The organism is Methanobrevibacter ruminantium M1, assembly GCF_000024185.1.
Classification (GTDB): Archaea; Methanobacteriota; Methanobacteria; order Methanobacteriales; family Methanobacteriaceae; genus Methanobrevibacter; species Methanobrevibacter ruminantium.
On sequence record NC_013790.1, the window covers coordinates 1,438,061 to 1,453,848 of the forward strand.

Below are 15,788 nucleotides of genomic sequence, written 5' to 3' on the forward strand. Positions count from 1 at the left end.
AATAATAGGAAAACATATTAATAATTAACATTAACTATAGTTAAAAATAACTATGGAAATAGGTGATACAATGTGTAGTTCAGGAGGCCCAATGGCTGACCTTTCAATGAAAAAATTGAAAACAAAAAAATACAAATGTCTTGATTGTGGAAATGAATTTAAAGGATTAGGCAGAAAGGTAATCTGTCCTTCATGCCAAAGCGACAATGTTGAATTAAGAGAATAGATTTCTCGATTTAATTTAAAAGAGCAATATATTTGCTCTTTATTAACTTTTTTTTAAAAAAATCATTTATTTTATTTATTTTGAAATAATAATTAATTTTTACTGTTTTTAGTGATATTATGGATAATGAGATTAAGTTCAAGGATGATGAGATATTGTTCCTTCTTGGTGAAAGCGGCATGGTAGGAATAGCTAAGGCTGGAGAGGATAAGATGCTTTTTATAGGAACTCCAGACAATGATGAGATTGTTCAGTATCTTGAAAAGGATGATCTTATTGCAGTTTCCTCATTCAATCTTGGCAAGAAGTATGAAAAGGGGATAAGGTCTCTCATTTATCTTACCCGCGATATCGAATCTCCGATAATCGTTCTTCCAAAGAACCATCCCGCTTCAAAGCGACTTAAGATGGTCTTATCAGTTGGTGAAAACGTTAGGTTGGATTGTGGAATAATTCCTGGAACCCATCCAGAGCAGGATATATTATGCTCCTGTGACAGTTTATCTGGATTGAATATTGTGAAATCCGCCGATGGTGTTATAATAGAGGGAAATGTTCCTGATTATAAGATTGAGCCTTTTTGATTAAAATTTAAATAATTTAGCACTATTTATTTTTATGAATTTAGAAGATTGAAACTATGTTATTGCATGAACAGGCATTCCAGTTGATAGGTGAATCTATAGTTGTTTTAGTGGTTCTTATAATCATCATACTAATTATAGCCTTAATACTTGGAATCATACTCCTTAGAAGAAACAAATTGGTATTTCCTTCACTCATTATCTTTGTTGTGAATGTATTCTATTCCCCTTTGAAGAGTTTGGCTAATTTCTTAAGATTGGATGACGCTTTGGTTGACCATATTGGAATAGAGGTGAGGAATAAGGTAAATAAGCCAAAGTTTGACCAGATTCCTCCTGAAGAGAAGATAATCGTTCTTCCACATTGTCTTAGGTCTAGAGACTGTGAGGCAAGCCTTAAGGAAAGCGGAATCAAATGCACATTCTGTGGAAAGTGTGCAATAGGAACTATCAAGTCAAAGGCAGAGCCTATGGGATATAAGGTGTTTATTGTACCTGGATCCAGCTTTGTAAAGAAGATAATAGAGCAAAACAAGTTCAAGTCAGTTGTAGGGGTTGCCTGCCATGTAGATTTGAACCAGACCATGATGGCACTTTCAGACTTCTATCCTCAGGGAGTTCTTTTATCCACTTCTGGCTGTTTTGAGACAAGAGTGGATGTCTCTAAGGTCTTAAGCACAATTGGGTATTATGAGTATAAGGAAAAAAATAAATCCATTGATGATGAAAAGGACGACTCTGAAGACATAGGTAGGATAAAACCTAGTTAAATAGGTCTATTTTTATTATTTTATTATTTTATTATTTTATTATTTTTTATTTTTTTATTTTATTATTTTATTATTTTATTATTTTATTGTTCTTCTATATTTTTCTATTTATTTTAACTATTTTTCTCTTTTCTATAAATTCTATTTATTTTAACTATTTTCTATAAATTATAACTATTCTTTTTTTCTTTCTTACATCTTCGAATTTTCTAATCCTTTTTTTCTTTTTTCAATCAATCATTTGTTCAGTAAAATATGAATAGTTTTATATAATATGAATGATTATATATTTATAAGAAAAATATAACAATTGAAAAGTTTACTTGATTAATTACTAAATGATTTATTTAATTCAATTAAACCAATGAGGTGAATTATATGGAAGAAAACGAAATTTCTCCTTTCTTTACAATTAAAAAGATAAGAGAAGGAGACTCCATTCAATTGGATCAAAAATACATTAAGGTCAGATCAAATACAGACAAGGTAATTGCAATTCACTATAAGGCACCTATAGAAAGAACAATTGAACTTGAAATGTTCTTTGAAGATTATAATCCTATTGAAAGGTTAAATTACAATATTGGCGATACCGGTTGGGTAGGTGCAAATTTCAGAGGTCTCATCGATGGAAAGGACAAGTCCTTGCCAGTTGATTATGATTATAAGATATTGCTATTGGAAGAATATAAATGTTTAAGCAAGGTAGAGCTTAAACATGTAAAAAGAAGTTCTAAATTTAGGCCTAACTATACTATAGCTAAATAATCCTTCAATTTATAATCTGAACCTTAATATTATCTTTTTTTATTTTTAACCTTTTTATACTTTTTTTTAAACTTTTTTTCTTTTCTTTTATTTTAATTTTTAAGCAAAAATATACATTTTTTAATCTTAAAGAACATTACCAAAATGATTAATAATAATGAGATTAAAACTATACTTATTAAGTTTTAACTTAAAAAATATATTTTTCTAAAAATCTATGGAGGAAAAGCATGAATTCTAAAAAGATAGCAATTGTTCTTGGAATAATATTGCTTTCATTTGCAATTGTAGGCTCTGCATCAGCTTTTAACTTATTTGGCGGACCTACTACTGACTTTGACAATAAATTCATGTCAGGTACCTTTACAGGGGATGTAAGCAGAAACAATATAAGCACCAATGACTCCCTATCCGACTGGGTGGACTCCTATGAGGATAAGGAAAGAAATATCACTTATAATATGTCTTGCATTAAGGGAGGCTCATTCTTAACTGACCTATATGAATTGCAGGGTATGGCAGCTCCTGAAGTGAGGAATTTCAATGGTGAAGATTGGAAGGTCTATTATTCTCAAGCAGTTCCTACAACAGATGAAAACAAGACAGCTAATGAATCCAGTGTAATAAATGTCTACATCTGTGAGGCAGATGTGGATAATGTGACCTATATGATTAATATCATTGCATATGACAATGAATCAATTGACTGTGATGGCAGTCTCTACTGCGGATTCTTTAAGGATGACATTCAGCCTTTATTAGAGAGCATTACTCTTAAGGATGCTAAGAAGGCTCCGCAAATATATGATCTCTTGAATATGACTAAAGATGATTTTAAACAATTGCAGGATTATATAGAACAGGTCAAAACAGGAAATATTCCTGAAACTGCTGAAGGATAGATTTTATCTTTTTTAACTAATAAAACTGCTGAAGGATAGATTTTATTTGATTTAATTAATAATTATCATTTTTAATGATTTTTATTAATTATATTTTTTAATTTTTTGATTCTTAAAAAGAGAATTAATCATTGATTTTTTTAAAAAGCTAATTTTAATATTGTATTAGATGTTGATACTATGAAAGTCACTGTTTTTCATGCAAACGAATGCGATAAGAAGAAATGCACAGCCTTTAAGATGGAAAAGCAAGGAAAGTGCAGAATAGTCTATAAGATTCATCAGATTCCTCGTGGTGCAGTTGTATTGAATCCATTTAGCGAAAAAGCAGTATCCTTTGAAGATAGGGGGCTTGTAGAGGATAAGGGAGTTGTAGGACTTGACTGCTCCTGGAATAAGGTGTCAAAGTCTGCTAGTTTCTTCTCCTTGTCAAAGTATCACAGATCCCTTCCTTTCCTTATTGCTGCAAATCCGGTTAATTTCGGCAAGCCATGCATATTGTCAACAAATGAGGCGATAGCTGCCACATTCTATATAACTGGATTCAAGGAAGAGGCTAATCATATTATGGATGGATTTAAATGGGGCCATTCATTTATTGAACTAAATTATGACTTGCTTGAGGCTTATAGCTCTGTAAAAACAAGTGCTGAAGTTGTGGAGATACAGAATGAGTTCTTGGCTGCTCATGAGAAATGATTATGAATCATATGGAAATAGCTCATTTTAATCCCTTTTTCATTAAAAAGATTTATTATTTCCTCTCTTATTCTAATTTTAGGGTCTAAAAAAGCCAACATTTATATACTATTAAATTTATATATTTTATTAATAGTTATGATAACATTAAATTGTTTTTTCATAATTTATTCTTAAGACTTTTATTATCAATTCTTTTGAATTTTTATAAAGTATTTTAACCAATTATTTTATTTAATAAAATTAGCGATGGAGGATGTTGAAATGGCAAGATTTGAAGAAGCAGAAAACAGAATGTTCAATGTAAAAATCTGTTTAAAATGTAACGCACGTAATCCTGCTGGAGCTACCACCTGTAGAAAATGTGGTTACAAAGGTTTAAGATTCAAAGCTAAAGAACCTAGAGGATAGATTTATTCTATCCCAATTAATATCTTTTGATATTAATTCTTTTTTTAAACAAAAGGGAATTTATTAATTCTCTTTAGATTTTTACTATTTTTATTGTTTTAATTACTAAATACTCTTTTTATATACTATTTCTATTGATTTAACTACTTGTTCTTTTATATGCTATTTTTATTGTTTAACTACGTTTTTTTATATGCTATTCTTATAATTGCTAATCTCTCTTTTTCTATTGATTTATCCACTAACTCTTTTTCTATTTATAATCACTATCTTATTTTTTTCAATATCCCATTATTCCTTTTAAAAAAAATCACCCTGTTAAAGGTTTTTTTAAATATTTTAAAATAGTTTAAATACTAATAAGAAGAAAAATATTAATATATATAATTAAATTAAGTATCAATTTAATTAATTCCTAATAATTTTTTTAGTGTGATTTTATGGAAAATGTTGAGCAACATCTTAAAGAAATTTTAAAGACTCGCAAAATTCATTTAACTTTAATAGATCCTGATGAACAAAGCCCAGATGAAGCTGTCAATATAGCTAAAGAGGCTATTGCAGGAGGCAGTGACGGCATTATGGTAGGGGGCTCCACTGTAGACACTGCTGCTCTTGACGGAACCTGTAAAGCCTTATCTGAAAATATAGACAATCCGATTATACTCTTCCCTGGAAACATCAATGGAGCAAGCAAGTATGCAGATGCAATATTCTTCATGAGCTATCTCAATTCAAACAATCCTTACTGGATTATTGGAGCTCAAGCATTAGCTGCACCTGCAGTGAATAAGACAGGAATAGAAAAGATTCCAATGGGATATGTTGTTGCAGAGCCTGGCGGAACTGTGGGCTGGGTTGGAGATGCAAAGCTTATTCCAAGAAACAAGCCAAAGATTCCAGCTATCTATGCTATGGCAGCTGAAAACTTAGGAATGAGGTTTTTCTATATTGAAGCAGGATCTGGTGCAGATCAGCCTATTCCTCCTGAAATGGTTGCATATACAAAAAGGGCAACCAGCGACATAGTTCTTGTTGTGGGAGGGGGAATCCGTGACGGCATAGCAGCTTATACAGCAGCTAAGGCCGGTGCAGACATTGTTGTTACAGGAACTGTTGTAGAAGAAACTTCAGATGTTAAAGGTAAAATCCAAGAAATAGTCGCAGGAGTTCGCAAAGCTTCTGAATAGTTCTGTTTTTATTTTATCCTTTAATTTTTTCTTTTTTTTAACTTTTTTTTAGTTTATATATTTAAACTAATTTTTACTCTTCTTTTTATTCTATTTCTTTTATTATTGCTCTTTTTATTCTATTCCACTTATTATAATTCTTTTAAGCATTATTTTCTTTTCCATCCAATAATTTTTTATTTTAATATTAGTTTTCAAATGCTCTCTTTGACTTTATAAATGAGTAAGTTTAAATATTATATTAACTTATTAATAGTAATTTGAATAAAAATAATTCATATAAATCAATTATCTAAAACAATTTATAAATCAATTTAAGGTTTTATCATGTTAAATTCATTATATACTGAAGCCATCAATAAGAAAGGCCAACTGAAAGAGCCTCTTGAAGAGCTTAATGAAAGCAAGATAGATTTGGAGTCAAAATGGAATGATACGCCTATCATCCCCTCTAAATCAAATCATATAATAGCTGCAGGTGACGGAAGCTATAACAAGAAGAAATACCTGAACTTCAATTTCTATGCAGTTGCAGCGGAATCATTGATTTATAATCCCACTAAGGAGGAGAATAAGCTATCCTCTATAGAGTCTGTTGAATTGGACATAATGCCACACCAATCCTTCTTGGAAGACCGATTGAGAAACATGATGAGCATATTTGAAATCAAGACAGCAATCAAGACCTTTAGGGAATATGAAATCGATTATTATTTAGATGACGGCTCAATATTGGGAGATCTTATTAGGCCAATTCCTCTTGAGACCATCTCCTTTGAAAAGAAACAGGAAATTATTGATTCTGCCTATCTAAAGATTAAAAAAGGCTATGAAAATATGGACTCTGACATATCATCATTGAATTATAAGGAAGAGTTTAAGGAATTCTTTGATGATGAGGAGATTGATGAGCATGACTTAATTAGGCTTTTAGAGAACTTAGAGAACTTGATAGCATTGAAATATCTTTTGGAAAACAGAAAGAAGATTATTGCAATATCAAAGACCTCATCAAGCAATGAGCTTTTCTATGCTAACATTCCAGATATGGCAATTCTAGACCGATTCACAAGAAAGGAAGGCTTTTCTAAAGCCTATTATAGGAAGGTTTCATATAAAGTCAAGCATGACTTTCCAATAGAGAATGAGTTTTTCCGCAATCTTGGCTTTACAACAGTCTTTGCACGTCTAAAGGACTATAAGAACATCATAAAGATAGAGTTTCCTTATTATATTGATGATGATGAGGAAATAAAGAATATCCTCTCAATATTAAAGGATAATTCCACAGAAGGCTATCCATATCTTCTAAAGAAGGCACATAAGGATGTTGTAATTTCAAATCAGAATATGACAAGTCTGTCTAATGTAATAGGATTTTTAGACAAGTCTGGAAGGGAAATGTTGGATTAGATGTTAAATTTAAGTTTAAAACAATTAAATGAGTTATTTTGTTACTTATCATAATTATTATAAATTATTAAAAATTGAGTTAGAGGTTTAAAAATGATTGGAAGATGCATAGGGGAAACATCCCTAATTGAACTGAGCTTTATTTCTAAAGAGATGCCCCAAGTCGGCGAGTATGTCAGCATAGAGTATGATGGAAAGGTCATTTTGGGAATGATCGAATCAATGGTTAGAGGCAGCGTTTCATTGAATGATGACATATACGACCCTGACACCATAGAAAAGATACGTGAGATAGAGGGAGATGACTTTTACATAAAGGGAAAGGTGACAATCCTTGGAGATATAAATGACAATCTTAGGCTTCCACGGACTCCAGCACCTCCTGGAACTCCTATCTATAGGGCTTCATCAGAGATTCTAAAGGACATTTTTCAAATGGACAATTCACTTAAGCTAGGTCACCTGATAAGTAATGAAGAAGTTGAAATTGGAGTTAACATAAATAGTATGGTTTCCCGACACTTGGCAATTCTTGCAATGACCGGAGCAGGTAAGTCCAATACAGTTTCTGTAATCATTGACGGCCTTCTTGAGTATAATGGCTGCATGCTTATCTTTGACATGCATTCAGAGTATGTGGATGCAGAGTTTACAAATGGCGAGGTTAATGTAATAGATCCAATCATCAATCCTCAGCATATGGAATTCAACGAAATAAAGAAATTGGCAAACATTCCTTCAAATGCTCCCCTTCAGGAGAGATACTTCAGAAGGGCCTTTAATGAAGCTAGAAAGAAAGTTCAGGAAGGTGTTGCCAAACCAACAGATTTCATTGAAATTCTAGAGGATGTCCTTGTGAGCATGCATGAAAGCGAGCAGTATGAATCTGCCGATAAGAAAAAGATATTGGATGTAATGAATAAAATTGAAGACTTGAAGGTAAAGTATGATAAATTATTAAACACCAATGTGGGAGATATCCTAAAGCAATTGAAGCCTGGAATGGCAAATGTCTTGGATTTAGGACAAGTAGATGAGAATACTGCTGAAGTATTGGTTGCACATGTCTTAAGAAGGTCCCTTAGAAGCAGAAAGGCTTATGTAAAAAATAAGGATAAGTCTGCCTTATCCTATCCAATATTCTTCATAGTTGAAGAGGCCCATATTTTGGCTCCTCAAAACAGGAATCCAAATTCCAAATATTGGATTACCAGAATAGCTAGAGAAGGGCGTAAATTCGGTCTTGGACTTTGTTTGGTAAGCCAATCTCCTAAATCTGTTGATGCAGAGACATTATCACAAGCAAATAATATGATAATCCTCAGATTGGTTGAGCCAAAGGATCAAAGGCATGTTCAGACAGCTAGTGAAAACCTCAGTGAGGACCTTGTTCAGCAGCTGCCTTCCTTAAACATTGGGGAAGCTTTGGTTTTAGGTCTTATGACAAAGGTTCCAACCCTTGTTAAGATAAATGAGTTTAAAGGAAGACAAAGAGGAGGAGACTTGGATATCATTGAGCAATGGGCTTCTCAAAAGAAAGAGAAAAAGGAAACTTTGCAAATAGAATTAACCAGATTCAATGACTTAAGCGGAGGATATTAGTGAAATCTTTGTAAAAAAACTCCTTTTATAAAGTTTATAACAGTTATACCTATTTAGAGATTTTTACAAAGATTTATAAATAAGCAATAATTATTATTAGTAAAAAATTTTTAAAAAAAAATATTATGGGGGAATTTAATGCGTTTTGCACATATATCAGACAGTCATTTAGGCTGTAGACAATTCGGCCTATTGGAACGTGAAAAGGACTTTTATGAAGTCTTCAATAGGACCATAGATAAGATAATAGAAGAGGATGTGGATTTTGTAATTCATAGCGGAGACTTATTTGACAGTAACCGTCCATCTACAGAGGCATTGCTCACTTTTCAACAAGCATTGTTAAGATTAAACGAAGCAAAGATACCTGTTTATGCAATTGCTGGAAATCATGATTCCATATTAAGAAAAGGATCTTTGCCTCCACAAGTCCTATTCAAGGACATTGGACTTAATATAATCAGTCCGGAACATCCTGTTCATCAGTTAGGTGCTGTTTTAATCTGTGGAGTTCCATTTGCAACCAGTTCACAGAAGAATGCATTGGTTGAGAATTATAATATATTATCAAAAGTTGCAGACACCGCAGTTAAATCCATCTTGGTTTCACACCAAGGAATTAGCAAATGGATGCCTGAGGATAGCTATGAAATTGATTTGGATGATTTGCCAAAGAATTTTGACTACTATGCAATGGGTCACCTTCATAATTTCTATGTAGAGGACTATGGAAAAGGCAAATTGGTTTATCCGGGCTCTATGGAAATAAACCGTACAAGCGAATTGAATGATAATTTTAAGGAATTTGGAAAGGGTTTCTGTATAGTTGATTTAAGTGAGGACATTCCAACTGTTGAAAGGGTCACCATCGATCTCGCAAGGAAATTTTACAATGAAATTATTGAGTATGACAAATTGGATGAAAGGCTTTCTGTAATTGAGGAAGAACTTAAAACATTGGAAGTTAAACCAATAGTTGATATAACAGTTCGTGGCGGTGATTTTGAAAGCGCTGATGTCTATGAAAAGATTAATGAAAAAATTGGTAATGATGTTTTAAGTTTCAGACCTACATTCAAGCCAGATAATGTTTTAATAGGAGAAAATCAACTTGATGGGGATAAAACATTGGATCCTAAGACATTATTAAAGCAGACAGTTGATAAGAAATTTGCCCGAGAGGAAGTCACTAAATTGTCTGTTGATTTATTGGATACTTTATCTGAAAAAAGGATGGGGGAAGCCAAATATATCTCTGATGAATTTTATGATGAATATTATTATCATAAGGATGAAAATGAAGTCAGTTCCGAATCAGAGTATGGCGGTTCTGAATTAAATGTTAATGAACATAATGATGATGGTACTTCTCACTTAGAGTCTTCTGCTTATGATTCAGTTTCAGACAATTCATCCAGTTTAGATGACTATTTAAATAAGAACTTAGATTCTAAAGAAGAAGTATCCGATAAGGAAAAATCAAAGGAAAATCAAGTCAAGACCAAAGAAGTAAGTCTTGATAACTTTTAAAGGGGGCATAACATGATATTTAAACATCTTCAATTAAAGAACTTCAAATCACATGCAGACACTGAATTGGATTTGGATCTTGGCATAAGTCTAATCGTTGGTGAAAACGGTGCAGGAAAGTCATCAATATTTGAAGCCATATCCTTTGCATTGTTTAAGAATTACACAACCAACAACATCACCGATTTGGTTAGAACTAACAAGAATTTGGATGAAAAGATAGAAATGTCAGTTAAGCTAACCTTCCTTTGTGAGGGAAATGAATATATGGTGGAAAGGGGAGGCATATTATCTCCATCAAAGACCAAATCAAAGCCTAATTTCAAGTCAATATCAAATCTGTTTAAAATAAGCAATGGACGAGAGGATATCATTGCATCTGGAAACAAGGAAGTGGACAGGCAAATAGAAGAGCTCTTAAACATGAACTCCTCAACATTTCTAAATGCAATCTATATCCGTCAGGGAGAGATATCTGCCTTGATAGATGACACTCCAGCAAACCGTAAGAAATTGATTACCAAGCTCTTGAGAATTGAGGAATTGGAAACTGCATACAATAACATTCCAAGCATTATTGAAGAGTATAAAACAAGAAAGGCAGTATTGGAAAGCAATATTCGTCCGGAATCCGAACTTAATTTTGAGTTGAAGAAGGCTAAGGAAGACCATTTTAACTTAGATGACCAGATAAAAAAATCAAAAGAGGAATTTGAAGGCCTCAAGGTCGAACTTGAAAATATAAAAGAGGAAAAGGAAAAATTGGACAAGGAAAAATCTGATTTTGAATCTCTTAAATTAAAGCATGCTCATGAAGAGGAAAATCTGAGTGCTCTAAACAAAGGCAAGGAAGAGCTCTTCACTAAACTAAATGAGATCACAAGAAATGAAACAGAGATGGGCATTCTTAAGCCATTCTGCGAGAAACTTCCTATTTATAAAGAATTCAAAGAGTCCTTTTTAGCTTTAAATAAGTTAAAAGAAGATGAAGAGAATCATAAAAAGACCTTAAGTCAGATTGAAGAATATAAGACTGTCATTAAAGATGAGCAAGAAAATCATGAGAAATACATTGCTTTAGAAGGTGAAATAAAGGTCTTAAACAATAAGAAAATAGAGATGTCCTCTGAGATTAAAAATCTGAATGAATTGGAATCTCGCAAAGACACCCTGACTCAAGAGGTCAGTCTAAACAATCAAAAATTAGAGACATTCTTTAACAGTTCTAAATCTGTTCTCTCACAATTTGATCTTGAAGAGGAAATCAGCCCTATAAAAACCAATGATGACTTCAATAAATTGGAAAGTATTGTAGAAGACCTTAGAACTAATCTTAGAACTTCAATTGACAATACAAGCACTGAAATAGATAATTTAAAGAAGGAATCAATCAGTCTAAAGCAGGAAATAAAATCATTGGATGAGCCATTGGCTGATATTAAAAAGGTTGAAAACAAATGCCCTGTCTGCCAATCTGAAATTAGTGAAGATAAGAAGAATGAACTTATCAATGGGTATGAGGCCACAATATCTGGCAATACAAAGAGGATAAATGAAATTAATGGGTTTCTCCTTAAATTAAATGAGGATAAATCCTTGAATGAGTCTAAATTAAAGAGCCTTGATTCAATTAAAAACGATATTTATGCTAATAAGCATATTGTAGATGACCTTGACAAGTCCAATAAGACTCTTGAAACATTGGATGCTAAAATCAAAGAGCTTCAAGGGAAAAAGGAGGAGCTTGAAAGTTTAGATAAAATGATAGAATCCAAAAATGGAGAATTCATTGAACTTGAAGCCCATAATAAGAAATATCTGGAAGCAAGCACTCTTCTTAAGTCTTTCCCTGATGAAACTAAAGTCAAGGATGACTTATATGCAATATATGGCAAGATCAAGACTGAGGATGAAAAGCTTAAAACATATATCAGTTCAGATTCAGAGCTTTCTTTAAATATTACCTTGGAAGAGCTTGATGAGTCAATTGAAAAACTATCCGAAAAGGATAAGAGATATAATATCTTATTAGGTTCAGTTAAAGATAAGAAAGAGTATGAAGATAAATATGAGAATAAAAAGAAAGAAATCGAATCAAAAACTCAAGAGATTGAGGAGATTAAAAAGCAGATAGAATCTTCCAGCTATGATGAGGAATATTATAATCATGTAAATATCTTGCTTGAAAGGTTAAACAATAAATTCACTTATTATTCTCAGGACATTGCTGTTAAGGAGACTAATCTTGCCAATTTTGAAACTGTAATCAAGAATATTGAAGAGATCATTCAACAGAACAGAGAATATAAGGAAGAGTATATTGCAGTTACCGAATATTATAATCTCCTTGAGGACTTTAGAAAACTATACAGCAAGGACGGAATTCAAAGGGATCTTAAATCACAATCCAGACCGTTGATTCAGAAGAATACCAAGGATTTCTTTGATAAGTTCAGCTTCAAGTATTCAGATTTAATCTTGGATGATGACTATAACATTTCTATTTTTGGCCCTGAGGGTGAGGCGAATATAGATATGGTCAGTGGTGGTGAAAAGATTGCTATAGCTCTTGCTTTAAGATTGGGAATTACTCAAGCCATGTCTAAGGGTAATATTGAAACAATTCTTTTGGATGAGCCTACAATTCATTTGGATAGCTTCCGCAGACAGGAGCTGATCAATGTATTGAGGAGCATGTCTATAATTCCTCAAATGATTATAGTCACTCACGATACAGAGCTTGAGACTGCTGCCGATACTCTGATTTCAGTTGAAAAAGAAGAGGGAATTTCTAAAATTGAAAATAGTTAAAGCAGTAAATAAAATAGTAAAAAACTGTGAAAATAGTTAAAGCAGCAAAAAAATAGTAAAAATCTGTGAATATAAAAATAGTTAAAAATAAGTATTTAGTTATTATTTTAATAATTAATACTTATTATTCTTTTTTTTTTTAATTAATTGGTCTATTAATTGGTTCATTATTATTTTTCTTAAAAATTAGATTCCAATAAAAAAATAAGATTATTTAAATGTCAAAATCATCATCAAAGTCATAATCACCCATTATTATGCTTTTTATATCATCTATAATGCAATTTGCATTCCATCCTACAACGCTTTTAACCTTTTCTTCAAGCTCTTCTGGAACTATTTCCATACCATAAGGGCGCACTAAAAGCAAAGGAATATCAAATTCTTCTGATTTTTTAATCAAGGTATCAAATAGTTCCTTATTGTCATTGTAAAGACCAGACAATAAAACGATAATGTCTACTTTAGAAAAGAACTGTTCTCCAAATGGTGCATAGTCTCTTGCAAAGGATTCGGTCCATAAGAAGTCTGGCTTTGAGTATAATCTTTCTGTAAAGATTTTATATTCATTTTCAGAGTCAATTCCTTGTGTGATTATAAGATTAAATATTTTATTTACTTTTTCATCTTCTTCAAACATATTAGCACCACTTTTTTAACGATGATTATAATTTTGATAAATTAAATTATTTTTTTTTATTTTTGTTCTTATATTTCTTTTATTTTTTTAAATATTAAAGCATTATTATTTTTTTCAAATTTGTATGGGATTATTAATAAAATAATTCTAAAAATTGAAAAAAATTAATAAATGTTTGAAAACTGGTAAAAATTGTCTCAGAAATAACATTTCAAAAAAAAATTTAGTCGAAAGTGTATAAAAATTAACATTTCATATAAAAATTAGTCACATTTGTATAAAAAATAACATTTCATAAAAAAATATCTAAAAAAAATAATCTGAAAAACTTATAGAAATAGTTTAAAATGCAAAATAAGAAAAGTTTGAAAAAGAGAAATAAAAAGAAAGATAAAAATTAAGTAATTTTTTTATATGGGATAATTGATTTTTTAAATACTTAATTTTTATTCTTTAACTTAAGTTAGAGTCTTACCTTAAAAGGTTATCTTCATATTTATTATATAATTCATTATTTATAAATGTAATGCTAAATACACTAATATTTTTAATTATTTTATCATTTTGATAAATAATAATTCTTGATATATCGAATAAAGTTACTTTAATAATCTTTTTTAATATTGGGTAAATTTAATACTATTTATTATAATGTTATTACTAAAATATATTTAAAAAACTATAAATTACATTTTATTTGTCTTAAATCACTTAATCAAAAGGATTCTTCATAAATTTTCATTAAAAAACTGGCTAAAGATACTATATCCATACGATTGTGCTCAATTATTGGAATCAATGGACCAATATTATTTTCTTTTAAATAGCTTTGATAATAGTCTGGAATAAACGCTCCAGGGACATCATCTTCCCTTTTTATGCCAAACAGATTTTCTTCAATTGTGGTTAGTTTGCAGTTAGGTAATACATCTTTCCATAGATTGCGAGCCGGATATATAAGGTCGTAGTGTATCTGGTCAAGATTATAGTCCATTCTATAATAATGTGCCCTATTCTTGATATATGGTATATCAAAGCTTGCTCCATTATAGGTTACATGAACGCTTGCCTCATCCAGATGGGAAAGGTAAGCCTCTATCACTGCAGGCTCCTCCTCAATGTCCCTTAGGAGATATTGGTTGGATTCAATCCATTTGCCTTTTATCTCAGCAATTCCAATAAGGATGATAGGGACATTTGAAAGCCCTAAAGTTTCTATATCCATAAATTTAAGGTTAAACGGATCAAGGGAGCTTAATGCCTTAAGGGTTCTGTTCTTGTCAATCGGCTGGGAGTGATCCATAGGATATTTGGATGATTCCTTTAAAAGCTTGAAATCAGATACAAAACAGTTCCTTTCTATCCGATTCAATGCCTTTTGGGCCTTATGGGAGTATTTGTCATGTTGAAGAAGGTCATAGATTGTATGGTAGTTATTTTCCTTCAGTCTGGATTCGGTTTGATAGCCGATACCTGGAATTAACTTCAAATTTGAGGAAAGCTCATTCTTTATCTCATCTTTCTTATCCTCTAGGTGAAAGTCTAGCTTTTCCCTTCGCCTAATCCTTAAGGTCTCTCCATAGATGTTTTCAATAACTGAACTTCCTTCTATGTCCAAGAGGTCCCAGTCCTTGTATTTGTTCATAAGTCCAAGCTTTAGCTTATTATAGTAAGTTGGGGATGATTTCCTATACCTTTCTATGGCCTCTTTAGATGGATGTCCTGAAGATAATGAGTTTGATAGGATGCTTTTAAGGTATCTCTCATGTTCTGCTCTTCGAGATGTCATTTTATCTAGATTCAATCAATATGATAGTGTTACTGTAAACCATAAGTTTATTCGTTAAAATAATCAATATGGAAAGTTATATATGTATAAGGCAATTCACAGCAAGGCACTACATCCCTTGAAGTGATAGTAACGTTTCCATAGCTTTCAAAATAGTCTTCAACCTCTTTTCTAACATCTTTTACCTTATAAGGATCATGAACTCTAATGTTTCCTAAAAAACTGGTTCCTTTTGATGTTTTCATTACTGAAATTCCATCCATCCTATAAGGAAGTTCATGCTTTTCTAGGATTGCATTAATGTCTGTTGTGACTTTCTCTTGCAGTTCTTTTCTCTTTTCAGCAGTTAATTCCATATTATCACCTATTTTTATAATTTAGACTTTTTTAATAAAATTATAAATCTTTATTTCTATAAATTAACAATTTGATTATAGTTTAATTATCATTTAA

The 15,788-nt window shown here is 31.5% G+C and carries 15 protein-coding genes; 12 read left to right on the top strand and 3 right to left on the bottom strand.

Going from position 1 to position 15,788, the window contains the following annotated elements; all coding sequences use genetic code 11:
• Positions 1 to 70 precede the first annotated feature (70 nt).
• The 12 genes from MRU_RS11715 to MRU_RS05555 all read left to right on the top strand — a co-directional run bounded on the left by MRU_RS11715 (position 71) and on the right by MRU_RS05555 (position 12,906).
• Complete coding sequence (locus MRU_RS11715; protein WP_012955895.1) at positions 71 to 226, top strand: hypothetical protein; 156 nt, start codon at positions 71 to 73, stop codon at positions 224 to 226.
• 119 nt (positions 227 to 345) lie between these two features.
• Complete coding sequence (locus MRU_RS05505; protein ID WP_048812435.1) at positions 346 to 810, top strand: hypothetical protein; 465 nt, start codon at positions 346 to 348, stop codon at positions 808 to 810.
• Between the two features lie 56 nt (positions 811 to 866).
• The gene (locus MRU_RS05510) at positions 867 to 1,580 is read left to right on the top strand and encodes a DUF116 domain-containing protein (protein ID WP_012955897.1); all 714 of its coding nucleotides are present in this window, start codon (positions 867 to 869) and stop codon (positions 1,578 to 1,580) included.
• A gap of 378 nt (positions 1,581 to 1,958) precedes the next feature.
• On the top strand, positions 1,959 to 2,348 hold the full coding sequence (locus MRU_RS05515) for a hypothetical protein (RefSeq protein WP_012955898.1): 390 nt from the start codon (positions 1,959 to 1,961) through the stop codon (positions 2,346 to 2,348).
• Between the two features lie 230 nt (positions 2,349 to 2,578).
• Positions 2,579 to 3,250: a hypothetical protein gene (locus MRU_RS05520; protein ID WP_012955899.1), complete on the top strand. Its 672-nt coding sequence runs from the start codon at positions 2,579 to 2,581 to the stop codon at positions 3,248 to 3,250.
• A gap of 180 nt (positions 3,251 to 3,430) precedes the next feature.
• Positions 3,431 to 3,949 carry a DUF367 family protein gene (locus MRU_RS05525; RefSeq protein ID WP_012955900.1) on the top strand — a complete coding sequence of 173 codons (519 nt, stop codon included), beginning with the start codon at positions 3,431 to 3,433 and terminating at the stop codon, positions 3,947 to 3,949.
• Between the two features lie 264 nt (positions 3,950 to 4,213).
• Positions 4,214 to 4,360: a 50S ribosomal protein L40e gene (locus MRU_RS05530; RefSeq protein WP_048812436.1), complete on the top strand. Its 147-nt coding sequence runs from the start codon at positions 4,214 to 4,216 to the stop codon at positions 4,358 to 4,360.
• Positions 4,361 to 4,800: 440 nt separating this feature from the next.
• Positions 4,801 to 5,550: a geranylgeranylglyceryl/heptaprenylglyceryl phosphate synthase gene (locus MRU_RS05535; protein WP_012955903.1), complete on the top strand. Its 750-nt coding sequence runs from the start codon at positions 4,801 to 4,803 to the stop codon at positions 5,548 to 5,550.
• Positions 5,551 to 5,877: 327 nt separating this feature from the next.
• The gene (locus MRU_RS05540) at positions 5,878 to 6,963 is read left to right on the top strand and encodes a DNA double-strand break repair nuclease NurA (protein WP_012955904.1); all 1,086 of its coding nucleotides are present in this window, start codon (positions 5,878 to 5,880) and stop codon (positions 6,961 to 6,963) included.
• Between the two features lie 93 nt (positions 6,964 to 7,056).
• Positions 7,057 to 8,565, top strand: coding sequence for a helicase HerA-like domain-containing protein (locus MRU_RS05545; RefSeq protein WP_012955905.1), 1,509 nt, complete (start codon positions 7,057 to 7,059; stop codon positions 8,563 to 8,565).
• 138 nt (positions 8,566 to 8,703) lie between these two features.
• Complete coding sequence (locus MRU_RS05550) at positions 8,704 to 10,095, top strand: metallophosphoesterase family protein (RefSeq protein ID WP_012955906.1); 1,392 nt, start codon at positions 8,704 to 8,706, stop codon at positions 10,093 to 10,095.
• Between the two features lie 12 nt (positions 10,096 to 10,107).
• Complete coding sequence (locus tag MRU_RS05555) at positions 10,108 to 12,906, top strand: AAA family ATPase (RefSeq protein WP_012955907.1); 2,799 nt, start codon at positions 10,108 to 10,110, stop codon at positions 12,904 to 12,906.
• 214 nt (positions 12,907 to 13,120) lie between these two features.
• On the opposite strand, the gene MRU_RS05560 is transcribed toward MRU_RS05555, so the two are convergent.
• The 3 genes from MRU_RS05560 to MRU_RS05570 all read right to left on the bottom strand — a co-directional run bounded on the left by MRU_RS05560 (position 13,121) and on the right by MRU_RS05570 (position 15,691).
• On the bottom strand, positions 13,121 to 13,546 hold the full coding sequence (locus MRU_RS05560; protein WP_012955908.1) for a hypothetical protein: 426 nt from the start codon (positions 13,544 to 13,546) through the stop codon (positions 13,121 to 13,123).
• A 715-nt stretch (positions 13,547 to 14,261) separates the two neighbouring features.
• The gene (locus tag MRU_RS05565) at positions 14,262 to 15,335 is read right to left on the bottom strand and encodes a ribonuclease H-like domain-containing protein (RefSeq protein WP_012955909.1); all 1,074 of its coding nucleotides are present in this window, start codon (positions 15,333 to 15,335) and stop codon (positions 14,262 to 14,264) included.
• Positions 15,336 to 15,382: 47 nt separating this feature from the next.
• Positions 15,383 to 15,691, bottom strand: a complete 309-nt coding sequence (locus MRU_RS05570; protein WP_012955910.1) for a hypothetical protein — start codon at positions 15,689 to 15,691, stop codon at positions 15,383 to 15,385.
• Positions 15,692 to 15,788: the final 97 nt, after the last annotated feature.